This window comes from Neorhizobium petrolearium, from assembly GCF_017873175.1.
GTDB lineage: Bacteria > Pseudomonadota > Alphaproteobacteria > Rhizobiales > Rhizobiaceae > Neorhizobium > Neorhizobium petrolearium.
Window position 1 is genome coordinate 347,496 of record NZ_JAGGJW010000005.1, and the last position, 19,514, is coordinate 367,009.

Annotated in this window: 15 protein-coding genes and 1 pseudogene; 1 reads left to right on the forward strand and 15 read right to left on the reverse strand. The window is 61.5% G+C overall.

The window, feature by feature from the left end:
• The 9 genes and pseudogenes from J2046_RS12155 to J2046_RS12195 form a co-directional block, all read right to left on the reverse strand.
• Complete coding sequence (locus tag J2046_RS12155; RefSeq protein WP_210052192.1) at positions 1-1,014, reverse strand: LacI family DNA-binding transcriptional regulator; 1,014 nt, start codon at positions 1,012-1,014, stop codon at positions 1-3.
• A pseudogene (locus J2046_RS12160) lies at positions 997-1,743 on the reverse strand (glycerophosphodiester phosphodiesterase); the annotation flags it as partial. The gene J2046_RS12155 and the pseudogene J2046_RS12160, both read right to left, overlap by 18 nt.
• Positions 1,743-2,798: an ABC transporter ATP-binding protein gene (locus J2046_RS12165; RefSeq protein WP_210052045.1), complete on the reverse strand. Its 1,056-nt coding sequence runs from the start codon at positions 2,796-2,798 to the stop codon at positions 1,743-1,745. The pseudogene J2046_RS12160 and the gene J2046_RS12165, both read right to left, overlap by 1 nt.
• Positions 2,798-3,640: a carbohydrate ABC transporter permease gene (locus J2046_RS12170; protein WP_210052048.1), complete on the reverse strand. Its 843-nt coding sequence runs from the start codon at positions 3,638-3,640 to the stop codon at positions 2,798-2,800. Before J2046_RS12170 ends, J2046_RS12165 begins: the two co-directional genes overlap by 1 nt.
• A gap of 2 nt (positions 3,641-3,642) precedes the next feature.
• Complete coding sequence (locus J2046_RS12175) at positions 3,643-4,944, reverse strand: carbohydrate ABC transporter permease (protein WP_210052050.1); 1,302 nt, start codon at positions 4,942-4,944, stop codon at positions 3,643-3,645.
• A 70-nt stretch (positions 4,945-5,014) separates the two neighbouring features.
• Positions 5,015-6,361 carry an extracellular solute-binding protein gene (locus tag J2046_RS12180; protein WP_210052052.1) on the reverse strand — a complete coding sequence of 449 codons (1,347 nt, stop codon included), beginning with the start codon at positions 6,359-6,361 and terminating at the stop codon, positions 5,015-5,017.
• A 671-nt stretch (positions 6,362-7,032) separates the two neighbouring features.
• Positions 7,033-8,136, reverse strand: coding sequence for an amidohydrolase family protein (locus J2046_RS12185; protein ID WP_210052053.1), 1,104 nt, complete (start codon positions 8,134-8,136; stop codon positions 7,033-7,035).
• Positions 8,137-8,138: 2 nt separating this feature from the next.
• Positions 8,139-9,197: an amidohydrolase family protein gene (locus J2046_RS12190; RefSeq protein WP_233469714.1), complete on the reverse strand. Its 1,059-nt coding sequence runs from the start codon at positions 9,195-9,197 to the stop codon at positions 8,139-8,141.
• The gene (locus J2046_RS12195) at positions 9,194-10,822 is read right to left on the reverse strand and encodes a GMC family oxidoreductase (RefSeq protein ID WP_210052055.1); all 1,629 of its coding nucleotides are present in this window, start codon (positions 10,820-10,822) and stop codon (positions 9,194-9,196) included. The genes J2046_RS12190 and J2046_RS12195 overlap by 4 nt, the downstream gene beginning before the upstream one ends.
• 265 nt (positions 10,823-11,087) lie before the next feature.
• On the opposite strand from J2046_RS12195, the gene J2046_RS12200 reads away from it, so the two are divergent.
• Positions 11,088-12,677 (forward strand): ABC transporter substrate-binding protein, encoded by a 1,590-nt coding sequence (locus J2046_RS12200; protein WP_210052057.1) that lies wholly within the window; start codon positions 11,088-11,090, stop codon positions 12,675-12,677.
• 82 nt (positions 12,678-12,759) lie between these two features.
• On the opposite strand, the gene J2046_RS12205 is transcribed toward J2046_RS12200, so the two are convergent.
• From J2046_RS12205 to J2046_RS12230, 6 genes are all read right to left on the reverse strand, one after another.
• Entirely contained in the window at positions 12,760-13,656 is an 897-nt protein-coding gene (locus J2046_RS12205) for an ABC transporter permease (protein WP_233469715.1), read from the reverse strand.
• A gap of 11 nt (positions 13,657-13,667) precedes the next feature.
• Positions 13,668-14,627, reverse strand: a complete 960-nt coding sequence (locus tag J2046_RS12210) for an ABC transporter permease (RefSeq protein WP_210052060.1) — start codon at positions 14,625-14,627, stop codon at positions 13,668-13,670.
• Positions 14,628-14,743: 116 nt separating this feature from the next.
• A complete protein-coding gene (locus J2046_RS12215; protein ID WP_210052061.1) occupies positions 14,744-16,309 on the reverse strand; it encodes an ABC transporter substrate-binding protein in 1,566 nt (521 codons plus the stop codon).
• A 56-nt stretch (positions 16,310-16,365) separates the two neighbouring features.
• Positions 16,366-17,433, reverse strand: coding sequence for an ABC transporter ATP-binding protein (locus J2046_RS12220; protein ID WP_210052064.1), 1,068 nt, complete (start codon positions 17,431-17,433; stop codon positions 16,366-16,368).
• Positions 17,430-18,446: an ABC transporter ATP-binding protein gene (locus J2046_RS12225; RefSeq protein WP_210052066.1), complete on the reverse strand. Its 1,017-nt coding sequence runs from the start codon at positions 18,444-18,446 to the stop codon at positions 17,430-17,432. Before J2046_RS12225 ends, J2046_RS12220 begins: the two co-directional genes overlap by 4 nt.
• A 283-nt stretch (positions 18,447-18,729) precedes the next feature.
• Positions 18,730-19,512, reverse strand: a complete 783-nt coding sequence (locus tag J2046_RS12230; RefSeq protein ID WP_210052067.1) for an ABC transporter permease — start codon at positions 19,510-19,512, stop codon at positions 18,730-18,732.
• Positions 19,513-19,514 lie beyond the last annotated feature (2 nt).

Consider the following 19,514-nt stretch of genomic DNA (forward strand, 5'->3'; position numbering starts at 1 on the left):
TTATGCGCTTCTTCTCTTGATCAGGGTCACGGGGGTGAATTCCACTCGCGCGACGGCATCCGGTTCGGACATGCGGCTGGTGAGCAGGTCGATCACCTGTTCCGCCTGCACGTCACAGGGCTGCTGGAACGTGGTGAGTTCATAGGCGCTCCAGCTTGCCTGGGGAATGTCGTCGTGGCCGATGACCTTGACCGATCCGTCGCCCCGGCCCGCCTTGGCGAGTCCATCGAGCACGCCGCAGGCCATGTAGTCGTTGACGGAGAAGACGCCGTCTATGCCCATGTCCAACAGCTTTTCCGCCGCCTCGTGGCCGTGCCGGTAATCGTTGATCGCAACCGGGATCAGTGGCGCCTCGATTCCAAGACCTGTGCAGCGGCTCTGGAAAGCCTCGGCCCGACGGCGCGATGAATAGGAGACCGTCTTGCCGGCAATTACTGCGAGCTTCTTCGCACCGGTTTCGATGAGGTGATCGACGGCCGTGTAGCCCGACATGCGATCGTCGGAAACCACTCGATCGACGAAGGGGAAGTCCTCACCCTTGTTGATCAGGACGATCGGCACGCCTTCGACAGCACATTCCTCGAAGATATGGGATGGCGGTGCGTCGGAGGTGACGATGACGCCGGAGACGGAATAATGCAGCAACTGCCCGATAACGGTCGCGCTATCGGCCTCCTCCGAGGTCGGCAGCAGGATCGGTCGATAGTTTCGGGCAATCAGCGCGCGCGCCAGATGTTCGAGCTGCTGGGTACGGTACGGGTTGTCGAGCCCCGCGGCGACCAGGCCCACGAAATCCGACCGCTTGTTGGTCAGGCTGCGAGCGAGATAATTCACCCGGTAGCCGAGCTCCTTGGCCGCCTGGTAGACCTTCTGCCGGGTCTTTTCCGAGACGCTGGCGTCGGGTGTGAAGGCACGCGACACGGCGGCACGGGAAACGCCCGCCGCACGCGCCACGTCGAAGGACGTGACCCGGCGGGGCTCGCGGGAAAGGCCGTTTCCTTCCTTCGGGCGCATCAGGTCCGGCAAGTCAGTGCAGATGCCGAGGACCGGCAGCGCCATGATGTCCTTCAGTACATCCGGCCGTTCCTCATGCCAGAGCACCAGTTCCTTACCGTCGGCGAAGGCTCTTTCGATCAGTTCCCGGGTGACGAATTCCTGCGGTGAGTCGCTCGCGCGCTCCCAGCAGAGATGCAGGATATCGGCGCCGGATTCCTCGCCGAGCGCATGCGGATCAGCTCCGACGCGGACGAGTACCGAGAGCGGATAGTCGCAGCCCATGTCGCGTAGCTCGCGCACCTGGGCGACATCGAAGGAACCGAGGCAGGCGAAACGCTGCCCCATCTCCTTCAGGTGCCGCCAGCAGAGCGGGCCGGTACCCGGCCGCTTGAGTTCGATATAAAGCCCGCAGCCGGTCTCGCGGCCGAGGGCTGCCACTTCCGCAAAGCTCGGCACGTCGGGAACCGCTTCGCGCAGATCCGCGAAGGTCATCTTCGAAATGTGAAGGTCCTTCTGGAAGACGCGTTCCAGATGATCGTCATGGGAGACGACCACGACGCCGTCGGCGGTCATCTGCGTGTCGAGTTCCCACATCTCGGCGCCGAGTTCGGCAGCCCGGCGGAAGGCGGCGAGCGTGTTTTCCCGCTCATGGCCGCTGGCGCCCCGGTGGCCGATGCAGAAAGGCAATTTCCCCCTGTGTTCCGGCCAGCCGAACTTGCGGAAAAGGGCGCTCAAATCCCGCATGATCAGAGCCTCCGGCCGTCTTCGCCGAAGACGAGAGCCGCCTTGCTATCGAGGCTCCAGCGCACGCTGTCTCCCGGCTTTACGTCGCTGCGCGCCGGCTGGATCGAGCGCAGCGCGGAACCGTCCGGCAGCACCACGTCATAGAGATTTTCACGGCCCTGCGTTTCGGCGAAGGTCACCTTGCCTTCAACCGGCACGTCACCGCCAATACCGAAATGCTCGGGGCGGATGCCGAGCGTCAGTGCCGTACCATCCGGGATGCCGGAAAGGGCCGCGAGCGGCAGCTTCAGGCCGCCATCATCCAGCGCAAAAGCCCCCTGCTTCGCCCTGCCCGTGAGGAAGGAGATCGGCGGGTTTCCGAGGAAGCCCGCGACGAAGGCCGTGCGCGGATCGTTGTACATTTCCGACGGCGTGGCGATCTGGACGATCTCGCCCGCCTTCATGATGGCGATACGGTCGCACATCGACATGGCCTCCACCTGGTCGTGGGTGACGAGGATGGCGGTGATGCCCGTTTCCTTCTGGAGGCGCCGGATTTCCGAGCGCATTTCGAGACGCAACTTGGCGTCGAGATTGGCGAGCGGTTCGTCGAGAAGGAGCACGTCCGGGCGGCGGATTAGCGCACGGGCGAGTGCTACGCGCTGCTGCTGACCGCCGGAAAGCTGCGACGGCTTGCGGTCGAGCAGGTTGTCGATATGGACGAGTGCCGCGATCTCCGCGACCCGTTTGTTGATCTCGGCCGCGGTCATCCGCCGGACGGTCAGCGGAAAACCGATATTCTCCGCCACGGTCATATGCGGGTAGAGTGCATAGGACTGGAAGACGACGCCGACGTTGCGCTCCTGGCTCGAGAGGCTGGTGACGTCCCTGTTGCCGAACAGGATGCGGCCGGAGGTCGGCCGGTGGATGCCACAGATGGCAAACAGCGTCGTGGACTTGCCGCAGCCGGACGGTCCGAGCAGCGCCAGCATCTCCCCGGACCCCACATTGAGGTCCATGTCCTCGATGACCTTGGTGGCACCGAAGCTTTTCGAAAATTTGTCGAGCAGAATACGCATCAGCCCTTGGTGCCTCCGCCGTAGATGTTCATGAGATGCTTCTGGAAGAAGACGTAAAGGATCAGGACCGGGATGACGTAGAAGACGCCTACGGCCTTGAAGGTGGCAAAATCGAAATTATTGTCGTCGGCGATCAGGCTCGCAAGGTAGACCGACAGCACCTGCACGTGCGCGCCTGGCGCCAGCACCTGTGGCAGGATGAACTCGCTCCAGCCGGTCAGGAAGGAAAAGAGGCCGAGCGCCATGATCGCCGGCTTGATCTGCGGCAACACGAGCCTGCGCCAGACCGCGAAGCGAGAGGCGCCGTCGACGATGCCGGCCATCTCAATCTCCCACGGCACGGTGTCGTAGAACCCCTTCATCAGCCAGATGCCGAGCGGCAGGTCGATCGCCGACTTCACCAGGATGACGCCAACAAGCGAATTGTAGAGGCCGATATACTGGAGGACGATGAAGATCGCGATGATCAGCGTCACCGAAGGGAAGGCATGCAGCACCATGACACCGGCGAGGAAAAAGCCGCGAGCCGGCAGGTTCAGGCGCGACAGCACGTAGCCGGCCATGGAGGAAACGATCAGGATGACCGCCGTGATGCAGCTTGCGAAGATGAAGGTGTTGAGCGTGACGAGCCAGATGTTTGGCTTGCCCGGCTTCATCTGCCAGAGAAAGCTCCAATGTTCCAGCGTGAACTCGCTGGGGATGAGTGAACCGGCTTCGGAATTGCTCACCGTATCGAGCAGAAGATAGGCGTACATCAGCACCAGCGGCAGGCTGACGAGGCCGAGCAACAGGATCACGGGGAGGCTCGAGAAATTGGCGGAGACCTTGCTCTGTTCTGACATTGTCAATCCTCGATCAGCGGCTTGGAAATCAGCGTATCGTAGCGGAAGACGCGCAGGTAGATGAGCGACAGGACGAGCCCTACCACGACCAGCACCAGCGCCATGGCAGCGCCCAGCCCGTATTCCAGGTTGCCGGTATAGTTGTTGAGGGCGGTGTGGAAGGCGGCGAGGGACCAGACCTCGGTCGCCTTCCCCGGCCCGCCGCGGGTCGAGAGGTGAATTTCCTGGAATGAGGCGAGTAGCGACAACGTTTGGTAGCAGGTGACGAACAGGATCGGCCAGCGGAGTTGCGGCAGGATGATGTAGCGGATCTGCTGCCAGCGGCTGGCGCCGTCCACCTCGCTCGCATGGAATTGGGTCTCGGGGATCGCCTTGATGGCCGACGAGAAGACCAGCATGCCCATCGACGCGCCGATGAAGCCATTGATCAGGATCACGAAGAACCAGGCATTATAGCTGTTGTCGAGCAGGTAGTTCTTCGGCGGCACGCCGAACTGGCCCATCAACAGCGAGAGGAAGCCGTTGTCCCAGGTGAGCCATTTCCACATCAGCACATAGATGACGACCGGCGTGATGCGTGGCAAAAGCCAGATGGCGCGGAAGACGGATGCCGTCGTCGGCGGCATGTAATGGGTGGTGACCGCCAGGAACAGCGCGTAGCTGACATTGAACAGCAGCAGCGTTACCGCGACATAGAAGGCGGTATTCAGGAATATCTGCGCCATGTCCGGCGAGTTGCCGATCATCCGGAAATTGTCGGTCGTCCAGACCCAGCCGGTATAGGTGGCGGTTGCCACCTTGTCCCGTTCTTCCGGCGTCAACTTGAAACCGAGTTTCTCCAGACTTCTGACCAGCGCCTCGCGGCTCTCGAAGCGGGTATTGAGGACGGAGCGGTTGAAGAGATCGGAAATCTGCTTGACCTCGCGGGTCGAAGGTCGGTCTTTCAGCGCCTTGATGACACGCTCGGCCTCGCGCCGCGACGGAAAGACCTCGCCCACGTGCTCGGCGCGCAATTCGATCACGTAGCCCGGCTTCAGCTTTAGGGCTTCGAGTGCGGCAAGGCCTTCCTCATCGACCACGAAGCGCGGTTGGGCAATACCTTCCGCAAGCGCCGGCATGTCGCCCTCCAACCGGTTCACCGCACCTTGCGTGACCTGCCATACACCGCCGGAAATGCCGGTCGCGGTGCTCATACTGGTCATGGCGAAAATGGCGGTGAGACCCACCGGCATCAGGAAGAAGAGGAAGATCATGATAGCCGCGGGCGCGATCATCATCATCCCGAGCGTTCGTGACGTTCTCATGGAAAAACCCCGGTACAGGATGCAGGCGGCGGAGCGAAACGCCGCCTGCCGTTTCAGCGTGCGCCTTCAATCAGCGGATGATGATCGCGTAGCCGAGCGTCGACTTTAGCTCGTTTTCGGCATCATTAACCGCGGCATCGGCCGTCTTGGCGCCGGTCCAGGATGCTTCGAAGTTCTTCCACATGATCGTCCAGTATTTGCCGAAATCCGCATTGTTCGGCATGGCGTTGGCATGCGGCAGAAGGCGCTCGGTGGCTTCAAAGGCCCAGCGGTCCCCGGCATAGAGGTCGACCTTGGTTTCGGACGGTGAGATGCCGAGATGGGCCGACTTGATCGCATGCAGCGCGTTGATACGCGGCTCGGATGCGATCTTGATGAGATCGGCGGCGATCTGCGTTTCTTCTTCGGTATGGCCTGATGTCAGCAGATAGACGAGCGGATGGGTAAGCGTATTGGCCTTGCCGCCTTCACCAGCCGGGATCAGCGTAAACTGGACGTTGCCGAAGAAATCCTTGAGGCCTTCCTGGTTGACGAGGCGGGCATAGTGCCAGGTGCCGCCGTGCCAGATGCCGGCCTTGCCGGTGGCGACTTCCTTCCACCACTGGTCGCCCGGCATGCCGATATGGTTCTTCTTGGTGACGCCGGCTTTCACGAGGTCGGCGAAATATTGGTAGGTACGCTTCATGGCGGCCTTGTCGAAAACGAGCTTGCCTTCTTCTTCCATCACGCCACCGAAGGACGTGTAGAACTGCCAGTAATCCGGGCCGTTGTTGGTGCGGGGATAGAAACCGTAGCCGGCCTGCACGAGGCCCTTGTCCTGCATTTTCTTGGCGTCTTCGAGCACGTTCTTGAGCGTATACTCACCCTTCTCGACCTTTACCGGCAGCGCGTCGATATCGGCATCGGTATAGCCGATCGCCTTCATGTATGGCTTCCAGAAGAACATCGGACGGGATTCGGCGTCCTGTGGAATGCCATAAACGGCGCCGTTGAAGGAGCCGATCTCCATCAGATTCGGATAGATGTCGCTGATCGGCCAGCTATCGAGGTCGATGAAGTCCTCGACCGGAACTATGAGGCCGGACTGGGCCCAGGGGCCGATGTCCTCATGACCGGTGGCGACGATGTTGGGCGCCTTCTTGGCTTCGGCGGCAAGCGTCAGGGCCTGCTTGAAGTCTTCCCAGCCGTTGTAGGGAGTCTTCTGGATAATGATGTTGAGCTCCTCGCCGCGGATGGCGGCTTCGCGTTCGAGAATATCGGCAGCGATGTCGAAGGCATCCGTGCGGTAGTTGTCGTTTGGGCCGGAACCGCCGGACCAGACGGAAATGGTGACATCCCTGGCGGATGCGAAAACAGCGGTCGAAGCAAGCAGCACGGCTGCGAGCGTGGCGGATTTCAGGATCGGAAGAACAGTCATCGGTTAACTCCCCGAAGAGTGAATTGGCTGCCTCCCCGGGCCTCAAGCGACCGTCGTCCCTTGGGTCTGAAGAAGCGCTGAAGATCATCACAACGAGGCCGGTTTAGAGGCGCCTCATAACACCCGGATGACAAAATGTACGCGTGTGCAAAATTTCCTTCGGGGAACTGTGCTGTCTCCATCTGCACGCAGCACGAATGCCCGCTGCGGAGGAAAACTCCGCCGCGGCCCGGTCCATGTGGGATGGGCAGGCAGTTGGTATAAGGTGATATTGATGTCAGGCTCGTCCGCCTGCCCGATCGCTTTGGCTTTTCCGGAGAAGCGGTTTCCGGGATGGAAACCTCGTCTTCCGGTGGTTGGCGCCCTGACGGCGCGTCCCCTGCCGTGGAACGACCATCACCGGACGCCGGATCTCCCCCCGTGGATGAACCGGTTCGCGACCCGGCTCCCTGCCCGATGACACCGTCAGGATAAATGCCGGAAATCAGACGTGGACGAAGCAGAGCTGTCTAAGTGACCTTCCTCTTGAAATCAGAGGAGGATTTCTTTTTTGCCTGCCGGATGCGTCCCCCGCAAAAGCCTGAAGGAGGACATGTTGCAGTTTCGCGGCTCCGGCATCGTCAGCGCACGGCATGGGGTGCTCTGCCCCGGATGGTTATTCTGCGTGGTGCTTACTGCAGGCCAAACAGCTTCACGGCGTTGTCGCGGAAAATGGCAGAACGTTCTGCCGGCGTCAGCGGCACTTTGAAGGCATAGCGCGGATCGTCGAAATCCCAGTGCGGGTAGTCTGTCGAGAACATCAGCCGATCCACACCGATCCAGCGCAGGATATCGAGAAGATGCCGGTTGTTTTCCGGCTCCTCGATCGGCTGCGTCGTGTACCAGAAATTCTCGCGCACATATTCCGATGGCTTGCGCTTCACATGCGGCACCTCGCTCTTTATGCGCTTCCATTCGCGATCGAGACGCCAGACGAGCGACGGCAGCCAGGAGAAGCCGCCTTCGACGAGCACGATCTTCAGCTTCGGGAACTGTTCGAACACGCCTTCGAGGATCATGCTGGTCAGCACGGTCTGAAGGCTGTTGGAAGCCGCATAGTGCTCCTCCAGATAGAAGGAGGTCCAGCCGGACGGTGTGTTCGGGCGGTAACCGAAGGCGCTGGTATGGAGCCCGATCGGCAGGCCGTAGTGCTCGGCCGCCTCGTAGATTGGCCAGTAGCGGCGGCGGCCGCATGGCTCCATCGTGCGTGGCGGCATGGCGATCTGCGCGAAACGGCGGTCGGTGACGCGCCGGTCGATTTCGGCGACTGCTTCCTTCGCATCTTCCTGAGCGATGCAGATGGAGGCTTTCAGGCGCGGCTCCGGCCCCGCCCATTTGTCGATCTGCCAGTCGTTCAAGGCTGCACATAGCGCCGCGCCGAGCTCCTGGTTGAAGGCCATGCTGCCGGCGGCGAGCGGCTGCAGGATGCCGTAATCGATATTGCACTGGTCGAGCAGCTGCTCCCGCAGGAAGGCGAGGTCGGAAGCCGGCGGACCACCGTTCGGCGGCCAGGAATCCCGGCGCATGCCGTTTCCCGGCGTCATGCGCGGATAGGGCAGCGTGCCGTAGAGCGGGTTTGCCGAGCGAACGGCATAATCACGTATATGGGTCTTCCAACGTTCAGGTAGATAATCGGTGAGTTGGTCTGGCCGGGAAAAGGCCGGATGCACGTCGCAGTCCACCACGCCAAGCGCCTGGGCCTTGTCCTCGGCACGTTCGAGTACGGGAGTTTCCATGATCAATCTCCAAGCCTCGGATATGTAGCAAGAACGTTGTCGCGGAGAATTTTGTTCAACTTGGCTTCCGGCAAGCCCTCCGGCAGCACGTCCATTCCTTCGTAATGCCAGTGCGGGTAGTCCGAGGAAAACAGCAGCATATCATCGCTCAGCAGATGGTCGAGCGATTTGGCCACGTCTTCGATATCGTCCGGCCCGTCAAAAGGCTGCGATGTCATACGGACATGCCGGCGGATAATATCGCCGGGAGCATCCTTGACCCACGGCACCTCGATGCGCGTGCCGCGCCAATCCTTGCCCATGCGCCACATCAGGGCCGGCATCCAGGTGACGCCGGATTCGATCAGCACCGTCTTCAGGTTCGGATATTTGGTGAAGACCCCTTCGGCAATCAGGCTCGCGACCTGGGTCGAGAAGCCCTGTGGCTGCACGACATGGTCCTCGATCAGGAAGGAATGGAAGCCGCTGTGACTGGGCGCATGGCGGAAATTCGAGCCCGCGTGAATGCCGATCGGAAGCCCGTGTCTTTCAGCCGCCTCGTAGATCGGCCAGTAGGTGCGGCGGCCGAGCGGAAGCTCGGTCATGGCAAGCGTCAGGATCTGCACGAAGCGCTTGTCGCCGGCCCTCCGTTCGATCTCTTCGACAGCGGCTTCGACATTCTGGAGCGGCACCAGCATGGACGCCCTCAGCCGGTGATCACGATCGAGCCACTTGTCGGCGAGCCAGTCGTTGGTGGCACGGCAGATCGCGGCCGCGAGATAGGGGTCGAAGAGCGCATGCGCACCCGATACGACGTTGAGGATGGCGCATTCGAGGCCGAGCGGATCGAGCAGGTTCTTCTGCATCTGCGTGAGCGGATCGTCGGTCCACTCCCAGCCGGGCCGCATGTAGGGGCGGGTGCGCTCCGGATAGCCCATCAGTTCCAGCACGTCGACTTCGCGCGATGTGACGATCTCTGTCCAATAGTCATCGAGATAGGGAAGCAGGTCCGCGCGGCGCGGCGTCGGAGGATGGACGTCGCAGTCGATCGCGCCGGCAGTCTGTACTCTGGACATGTTCATGCAGCCTGCACTCCCGTTCTTTCTTCCCGGATGAAATCCGCCGCCTTCTCGGCAATCATGACGGTCGGGGCCTGGGTATTGCCTGATACAATGGTGGGCATGATCGAGGCATCGACGACGCGCAGGCCGGAGAGACCGTGGACCCGCAGCCGGTCATCCACCACCGCCATACGATCGCGGCCCATCTTGCAGGTGCCGACGGGATGGAAGGTGGTGTTGACGGTCCGGCGCGCATAGTCGAGCAGTTCGTCCCGCGACTGCACGGCAGCGGTCGGCAGGATTTCCTCCGGCTCGAAACGATCCATGGCCGAGCTGGCGACAATGCGCCGGACCGCCTCGACCGAGCGTATGACAATCTCCCGGTCCGCCTCCTCCTTCAGGAAATTATGCAGGATGCGCGGCTGGACCGAAGGATCCCTATCCGCGACATGGCAATGGCCACGGCTCTCGGGCCTGAGGATGCATACCGACGAGGTAATTCCCGGAAACGGATGCATCGCACCGCCGAAACTGGGCGACGTGGAACCTGAAACGTGGATCTGGATATCGGGAGCCGGCGCATCCGGCGAAGTCTTGATGAAGGCGCCGAGCAGCGTCGGCGACCCGCCGAGCGGTCCCCTCTTTGTCGCAAGATACTGCATGCCGAGCAGCATTCGGCCGAGGCGCGTCCCGCCACGGGTATTGAGCGTATGGGTGTTGTGGAGGCGATGCTGCACCCGGATATGCCAGTGGTCCTGCAGATTTTCGCCGACGCCCGGCAGGCCGTGCAGCACCTCGATGCCGGCGTCTGACAGCACGTCCGGCGAACCGACGCCCGATCGCTCGAGTATGGCCGGAGAACCATAAGCTCCCGCCGACAAAATGACGTCCCGCCCGGCCTTCGCCTCCTGGCTCTGTCCATCGATGCTGAAGGTGATGCCGCTCGCGCGCCTGCCGTCGAAGGTCACGCGGTCGACGAGCGCATTGGTGACAACGGTCAGGTTGCGGCGGTGGCGGATCGGCTGGAGAAAGGCCCGCGCGGTGGAGTGACGCACGCCATTCTTGATGGTGGCGACGAAGAAGGCGACACCTTCGTTGTCGCCGGAATTGTAGTCGTCCGAGGCTGGAATACCCTGCTCAATCGCCGCCTGGCGATAGGCGACCAGGGCTTCCCACCGCACGTTGGGATCCGAAACCGACCATTCACCTTCCGTGCCATGCGCCTCCGAACTCGGGTGATGGAAAGCTTCGGAACGCTTGAAATAGGGCAATACGCTCTCCCACGACCAGCCGCGATTGCCAAGTTGCGCCCACTGATTGTAGTCGTAGGCATGGCCGCGCACATAGATCAGGCCGTTGATGGCGGAACTGCCGCCGAGCATCTTGCCGCGCGGCAAGGGCATCCGGCGCCCTTCGAGATAGGGCTCGGGCTCGCCCTTATAGAGCCAGTCGTATTGCGGCCTGCCGATCAGGAAGGCGAGACCGAGCGGCATGTCGACATAGAAGCCACGCCCCTCACCGCCGCCTTCGATCATCAGCACCTCAACTGACGGATCGGCCGACAAGCGGTTGGCGAGCACGCAGCCTGCAGTGCCGCCGCCCACGATGATATAGTCGTAGGTCCGGGAACGCTCGAACGCGCCCATGCTTCACTCCTCCATTTCCTGCGACCGGCAATGCCATCGCAGCCTCCCGTATAATCATGGCACACGCCCCCGTCGGAAGGAAGCTGTTTGCGTCAAAACTTCACGCAAAAAGTATACACAGGAAAGGTGCTGTTGTAGATTTGCGATCGGCAGAGTGCTGCAGAGTCGGAGGAGGAAGCCGGCCAAGCGACAATCATGTATGCACGCATGCCTGCCTGACATCTATCTATTTCATCAATCTGTTTCATGGGGAGGAGCCCAGGAGATGAGCAAGCAGCAGGACGCAAGATCGTCCATCATCAACGGCAGCGGGATCAATCGAAGGACGCTTCTTGCGTCCAGTGCAGTGCTGGGCGGCGCGATGCTGTTGCCTGGACGGACGTTCGCTCAAGCGTCACAGCCCAGCCCGGGCGGCACGCTGCGCATTGCGATGCCGTTCAATCCGGCCGCACTCGACCCGATCACCGGGCGCAACGTGCCCGACTTCAATGCGCTGTATGCGATATTCGACGCACTGATCGCGTTCGATCCGGCCACGCTCGAACTCAAGCCGATGCTGGCGAAGGACTGGACCTTCACCGATCCTAAGACGCTCGTGCTCAACCTTGTCGACGGTGTGAAATTCCATGACGGAACACCGTTCACCGCCGAAGCCGTGAAGTTCAATCTCGACCGTTCGATGAACGATCCGCGCTCCAACGTGAAGTCGGACCTGGTCTCGGTCGCATCAGTAGCAGCCACCGGCTCGGGCCAGGTGACGATAAAGCTCAAGCAGCCGAACTACTCGCTGCCGACAATCCTGACGGGGCGCGTCGGCTGCATAGTGTCACCCGCTTCCATCCAGGCTGCGGCCAACGGCAATGTCGACCGCAATCCTGTCGGCACCGGACCGTTCAAGTTCGTTGAATGGCAGGACAATACGCTCATCAAGGTCGCCAGGAACCCCGACTACTGGCAGAAGGGCCTGCCCTATCTCGACGGCATCGACTTCCGCATCATCAACGAACTGAACACGGCCGCCCGCACGGTGACTGCCGGCGAGACCGATCTGGCGCTCAACATGGCCGCGCAGCAGATCGCCACCGCACGCCGCATGCCGGATCTCACCGCCGAGGCCAATCCTTCGATGATCTTCTTCACGCTGATGATGAACTTCGCCAAGCCGCCGCTCAACGACATCAGGGTCCGGCAGGCGATGAACTACGCCATCAATCGGGAGGAACTGAACAAGGTTCTGATGCTTGGCCTGGGGCAGCCGACCTCGACGATGTTCCCGAAGGACTTCTGGGCAGTCGATGCCGGCACGGCGAATTTCTACCAGCACGATCCGGAAAAGGCCCGCAAACTGCTGGCGGAGGCCGGATATCCGAACGGCCTCGAAGTCGAAACCTGGAGCTGGCCGGACCAGACGTCGATCCAGCGCCTCGAACTGGTCGGCAACCAGCTTTCGCAAGTCGGCATCCGCCTCAAGGTCACGCCCTCGCCTCCTCAGGTGGTGAACCAGTTCTTCTATATCGAGGGCAAGGGTTCGATGATCCTCAATCCGCAGGGCGGTTGGCTCGATCCGAGCCAGACCTATGAGCGGCTTTTCGGTGCGAGCGGCCAGTTCAACGCAGGCAAAGTGGAAGATCCGCAATTCCGCAAACTCTTGGATGCGACAGGCGCCTCGGCCGATGCCGGAGAGCGCAAGGCCGCCTTCGCCGCCCTGCAGCGCTTCGTCGTGGAGCAGGCGCTGCACTTGCCACTGGTCACGTCGGCGGCCATGTCGATCCGCAACAAGAAGGTCCAGGACTGGCATTACGACCGGCTGCATTCGCCGCGATTCCACCGCGTATGGCTCGACCAGAACGCCTGATCTCGACGCGGCATCAGCCAACAACAGTAAACGGCCCGGTCGCAAGGCCGGGCCGTTTACTGTCTGGCCTTAGAGAGAACGTTCACCGCCGCTTGATTGTCGGGTCGAGAAGCACGCGGATCGACTCGCCGAGCGTGTTGAACGCGAGCGCCGTGAAGAGGATGGCGAAACCCGGTGCATACATCTGCGCCGGCGCCACTTCCACATAGTGATAGGCACGCGCCAGCATGCCGCCCCAGCTCGACTCCGGCGGCTGGACGCCGAGCGAGAGGAAGCTCAGGCCCGCCTCCGCCAGGAGCGCCACCGCCAGCATCAGGGTAATCTCGACGATCACAGGCTGGATCGCATTGGGCAGGATGTGGCGGAGGATCAGGTGCAGACGCGAGGCGCCGAAGCCGGTTGCCGCCTCCACGTAGAGCGCGTTCTTCACCACCAGGGTCTGCGCCCGCATCGTCCGGGCGAGCACCGGCGCAAAGGCGAAGCCGACCGCGATCATCGCATTGGTAAGACCGATGCCGAGCGCGCCGGTGACCGCAACGGCGAGCACGATCGGCGGAAAAGCGAGGACGCCGTCGATGATACGGCTGCCGAGCTCGTCGATCCAGCCGCCGACGAAGCCGATGAAAACCCCGAGCGGAACACCGATTGCAACCCCGATGCCGACGGCAAGGCTTGCGGCGTAGAGCGCGTTGTAGGAGCCGTACATCAGTCGGCTCAGCGTGTCCCGGCCGAGGTCGTCCGTGCCCAGCCAATGTTCGGCGCTCGGCGGCATCAGGAGGTCCATCAGGTTCTGCTCGTTGGGCGGATAGGGCGCTACCAGCGGCGCGAAGATCGCTGCCAACACGAGAAGCGAGAGATAAAGAAGGCTTATCAGCGCGCGCTTGTCTGACCACAGCCACGCCCAGAACCGGAAGCGGTTGGGGGGCGGAAGGGTCGACCGGGTTGCCGGTTCGGCACGACTTTCAGTGATTGCAGTCATGTTCGCATCAGTCATGTCGAAGCCGCCACTCTGGGATCAAAGGTCGCGTTCAGCACATCGACCAGAAGGTTGGTGAAGATCACCACCAGCACGAGCACGAGCGCCACGCCCTGCACGACGGGGAAATCCTTGTTAAGTGCCGAATAGCTGATGAGATTGCCGACACCGGGAACGGCGAAGACCGCCTCGATGATGACGGCGCTGGAAAACAGCCGGTTCACCTGCAGGCCGGCAATGGTCAGCATCGTTGCCGACACGTTTCGAAGCCCGTGCTTCCACAGGATCGAGCGCGAACTTAGCCCCTTGGCGCGCAGGGTGCGGATATATTGCGAGCCGAGCACTTCGAGCAGCGCACTGCGGACCTGTCTCGCCAGGACGGCAACGACGCCGGTCGAGAGCGCCACCGCCGGAAGGGTCGCGTAGTAGAGAGCTTCCAACGGCTTTTCGAAGAAGGAAACCGCACCCGTGGCGGGAAACCAGCGATAGCCAAGCGAAAACAGCGTGACCAGAATGATGCCGAGCCAGAAATTGGGAACGGCGACACCGAGCGAGGCGACGCTGGTAATGATCTTGTCGAGGGTGGTGCCCTGGCGCGTGGCGGCGAGAATGCCGAGCGGGATGCCGATCAATGCGCCCAGGACCAGCGCATAGACAACCAGCAGGATCGTATGCGGCAAGCGCGTGAAGATCAGCCGCAGAACCTCTTCGTTGGAAAAGAGCGAGTGGCCGAGATCACCCTTCAAAACACTCCCCAGCCAGGCGAAATACTGCACGAGCATCGGTCGGTCGAAGCCGTAGATGTGGCGGATTTCCGCGATACGTTCGGCCGTCGCGTAATCGCCCGCAATCATGACGGCCGGATCGCCCGGCATTAGATAGACGAGGGAGAACACCACGAAGGTCGCCACGATCATCACGGGCAAAAGCTGCATCAGCCTTCGCGCAACCATCCCGAGGACACCGTCCATCATTTACACTCCGTCGATCCGCAATTGACGCCGATGCGGAGCGGGCCTGCAAACCCGCTCCGTCCAAGTTTCGCGCAACACCCCGAAGCCGCCGCGTGGGGATGTCGTATTGCCGAGGTTCACGCCTCCATCCATACTTTATGGAAGCGCGGGCGCTGCAACAGGCTGAAATTGAAGCCGTGTACCTTCGGCGTGCGCACGATGATGCCGGCCGACGAGAACTGCGGCAGGTGAAGCGCATTCTCCAGTACGAAACGCTGCATCTTGTAGAGAACCTGCTGGCGTTTCGCGTTATCGAACGTGCTCATGGCCTCATCCATCAGTTCACGATAGCCCGGCAATTCGGTCTTGGCCGCGTTGCGGTAGGCCGTTGCGGAAAACTGACGATCGTAGGCGGTTGCCGGATCGGGAAGGCCGCCCGTCGGGGTCAGCAGCATGTGACCCTTTTTCTCCGTCAGAAAATACTGCATCGTCTGCGCCGGCTGTGCCGGAGTGACCTTCAGCCGGATGCCCGCCTCGGCAAGCTGGGCACTCAGAACCTCCTGACGCTGGACTGCGGCCTGGTCCGCCCAGGTGAACGTGTCGATCTGGATGCCGTTTGCGAAACCCGCTTCTTTCAGGAGGGACTTCGCACGGTCGAGATCCCTCGTATAGAAGTTTTCAGTCGCGGGATCATTCGCCCAGAAGCCCGACGGGAACATGCTGCAATGCCCGCCGCCTAGGCCGCCCCAGAGGACCTTGTTCAACACCGGCCGGTCGAGCGCCCAGTTCATTGCCTGGCGAACACGTACGTCCGCCAGCGGTCCCTGGCCATAATTCAGGAAGGCCGTGTAGTAGATCATCGACGGCGTGGCTTCAGCGACCAGGTTAGGGTCGCGCTTGGCCACGGCCATCTGCTGCGCGCTCATGTTGAGGACGATGTCGGACTCACCTGCCGTTACCGTGCGGACAGCCGTGTTGAACTCGTTGACGATGCGGACATCGATCCCGTCCAGATAAGGCGCTTCTCCCCAATAGTTCGAGTTCTTCGTGACCTTGATGATCGTGTTGTCCTGCCATTCCACGAACTTGAACGGCCCGGTGCCGACCGGCGCGCGGTCGACATTGCCGTCAGCCGCGGCCTTGACCGAAGCAGGCGACACGATAAGACCGGCGCGGTCGGTCAGGACCGAGGGGAGCGTGGCATCCGGATACTTCAGCGCGATCGAAACCTGGTACGGGCCGGTGGCCTCGACCTGCTTGACGACCGCAAGATCCGATTTCACGTTCGAACGATCGTATTCCATACCGCGCTTGAGGTGGAAGACGACCGCTTCGGCGTTGAACGGCGTGCCGTCGTGGAACTCGACGCCCTGGCGAAGTTCCAGAACCAGCGTGGTGGGATCCGTGAACTTCCACGACGTCGCGAGCATCGGCTGAAGTTCGAGCGTTTGCGGATCAAAACCGATCAGCGCATCGAACATCATCAAAAGAGTATTGAAATCAGGGTTGTTGCGACCCGTCAGCGGATCGAGCGCGGCGGGGTTGAACGGGATTACGGCCCGGAGCGTCCCGCCCGACCTTGGCTGCGCTTCCTGAGCGCGCGCCATTGCCGGCAACAGGGCCAGGCCGCCTGCGGCGGCTGTTCCGGCCAGCAGCGAGCGACGGGTAAGATCCGGCATCTTTCCAAATAGACTAGTGGTCACGTCTTCTCCTCCATCATCCATGACCGGCCGTGCCTGGCCACTACATCAGCATTCCATCACGTCGGCATCTGCGTGGCAGCAGCACCTCGGTCCGCGCCGTTCCGTCCCGCAGGACCAAGACCTCTCCTCTCCTTTTCCCCGAGCATCTCCTCGGCGAAATGGCATGCGACATGGCGTCCGGGCAGCAACTCGCGCTGCTGGGGCTCCTGCGTGCGACAGATGTCCCGCACACGCGGACAGCGTGTATGAAAGCGGCAGCCGCTCGGCGGCGAGATCGCGCTCGGTATCTCGCCCTGAAGGATGATTCTCTGCCGAGCTTCGGCTGCAGCGGGATTGACCTCAGGTTCTGCCGATCGCAGTGCTTCCGTATAGGGATGCAGCGGAGTGTCGATCACGGCATGGGCAGGACCGAATTCCACGATCTTGCCGAAATACATCACCGCCACGCGATCGCTGATGTGGCTGACCACTCTCAGATCATGGCTGATGAACACATAGGTGAGACCGAGCTGCTCCTGCAGCCGGGAGAAGAGATTGAGCATGTCGGCCTGGATCGACACGTCGAGCGCCGCGACCACCTCGTCGCACACGATCACGGTCGGATCGAGCATCAGCGCCCGCGCGATGTTGGCACGCTGCTTCTGGCCGCCGGAAATCTCATGCGGATAGCGGTTGGCGAGCTCCGGCGACAGTGCCACCCGATCCAGCATCGCAAAGGCCTTTTTGCGTCGCTCCGCCTTCGTCCCCTCGCCAGCTATGTCCGCCGGTTCGCAGACGCTCTGAAGGATGGTCATGCGCGGATCGAAGGCCGCATTCGGATCCTGCGAAACGATCTGGTACTTTCGCCGGTGCCGGTTGAGCTCGCGGCGGGAAAACTTGAACGGGTCGACGTCACCATGCAGCACTCCGCCGCCGCTTGGGCTGAGCAGACCGACAAGACAGCGCCCGAGCGTCGATTTGCCGGAACCCGACTCGCCGATCACGCCAAAAATCTCGCCCTTGCGCACGCTGAAGCTGACGCCATCGACGGCGCGGATAAGAGAGCCGCGTCGTGCATTGCCGAAGCTGACATGCAGGTTGTCGGCCTTGAGGGCCGTCTGGCCGGACGAAACGACTTCGTTCATGCTTCGACCCTCTCCAATTCGAGTTCTTCCCAACGATTGCAGCGCACTTCCCTTCGGCCGGTGTTTTCGATGCTCTGGGAGAGTCCGCAAGGCTGGGCGGAAAAGGTGCAGCGCGGTCCGAAACGGCAACCTTTCGGCATGTGACGCAGCGAAGGGACACGGCCGGCGATCGAAGGCAGGGTGCCGCGTGGGCGGTTGCTGTCAGGTATCGATTGCAGAAGCCCGGCCGTATAAGGGTGGCGGGGACCGGCGATGACGTCCTTTACCGGACCGCTCTCGACGACCTGTCCTGCATACATTGTCACCATCCGATGGCAACTCTGTGCGACCAGCCCGAGATTGTGGGTGATGAACATGATTGCGGTGCCTGTGCGGTCGGCAAGGCCTAAAAGCAGGTCCATGATCTGCGCCTGGATCGTCACGTCGAGGGCTGTGGTCGGCTCGTCGGCGATGAGCAAGCGCGGCTCGCAGACCAGTGCCATGGCGATCATCACGCGCTGGCGCATGCCGCCCGAAAGGTTCATCGGATAGAGTGCCGCGACATGACGTGGCGACGCGATGCCGACCGAATCAAGCGCCGCGACGGCGCGCTCCGCTGCCTCCCTGCGGTCGAGTTTGAAGTGCCGTCGAAGGGTTTCCTCAATCTGGTAGCCAACGGTGAATACCGGATCGAGAGCGCTCATCGGCTCCTGGAAAATCATGCTGATGTGCCGCCCGCGAATGCGATTCATCTGCGATTCCGGACAGGAAACGAGGTTCTGGCCGCCGAACATGATCTTGCCGCCCAGGCGGGAGTCGCGCGGCGGTAAGAGCCGGAGGATAGAGAGTGCAGTCATCGACTTGCCGCAGCCGCTCTCACCGACCACGCCGAGAATCTCCTTCGGCTTCACCGAAAGCGAAATATTGTTGAGAACTTCGACCCAACCCTGCTGGTCACGCAATGACAGGGTCAGGTTCTGGATATCCAGAAGCGCGTCCTGGCCAGCCGTCATCGACTCGGCAAGCTGCTGCATACGGCCTGATCCTCCCTATCGGCCACCACCCGCACGATCAACTTGTGAAATGCAGGCGGCTGCTATGCTTTTCCCCATCACGCCCGGGATCCCGTCAGGGTTCCTGATACGCAGGCCGGCTCTTCCCAAAGCCTCGTGATGTATACACTACAGTACGTTTTACGGCGGCGAAAGCCCCAGAGCGATCGGAATCAAAATTGTCGTGAAGCATGCCGCACAAAAGTGTGCGGCGGCTTTGCAACAGAGGAAATGAGAGAGCGCCGATCCTCGAGTATCGGCTAGCTTAGAAGCGGTGAAGTCTCAGTCCCAACATCTTTTCCGAAATCACCACGACGATCAGCGTCAGCACGATCGAGCAGGTTGAGACGGCGGCCGCCTCCGGTGTGAAGTTGGTCCTGAGATAATCGAAGAGCTGGATCGGTAGCGTCGACGTTCCGACATTCTTCAGCATGAAGGAAATGGTGAAGATATCGAAGGAGATGATGAAGGCGAACAGGCACCCCCCGATGACGCCCGGCTTGATAAGCGGCAGCATGATGCGCCGGAACCGCGTGAACCGTCCTGCGCCGAGGCTCTGTGCCGCCATGCTCCAGGAAGGATCGTAACTTTCCATCGAGGCCGAGACGTTGATGAAGACGAAGGGCAGCGTGATCAGGACATGGCCGATGATCATGCCGAACATGGTCTGCGTGCCGATGCCGATCGAATAGACGAAGAAGAGCAGCGCGATCGCCGTCAGCACTTCCGGCAGGAGCAGCGGCGCCAGCATGGCGATGCGCACCGCCTCCTTTAGCCGGCCGGAATACTGGACGTAGAATATCGCCGCCGTCGTGCCGATGATGCCTGAGATCACCATCGTGACGGCCGCGATCCACAGCGAGGTGCGGATCGCCCGCATGAACACCTCGTTGTTGAAGAAGACCACGTACCAGCGGAAGGACAGGCCCTGCGGCGGGAAGGTGAGGAAAGCGCCGGCATTGAAAGAGGCGATGACAACGACCGCGATCGGCGTCAGCAGGAAGGCGTAGATGATCAGGCAATAGACGGTGAAGAAGGGTTTCGACATCG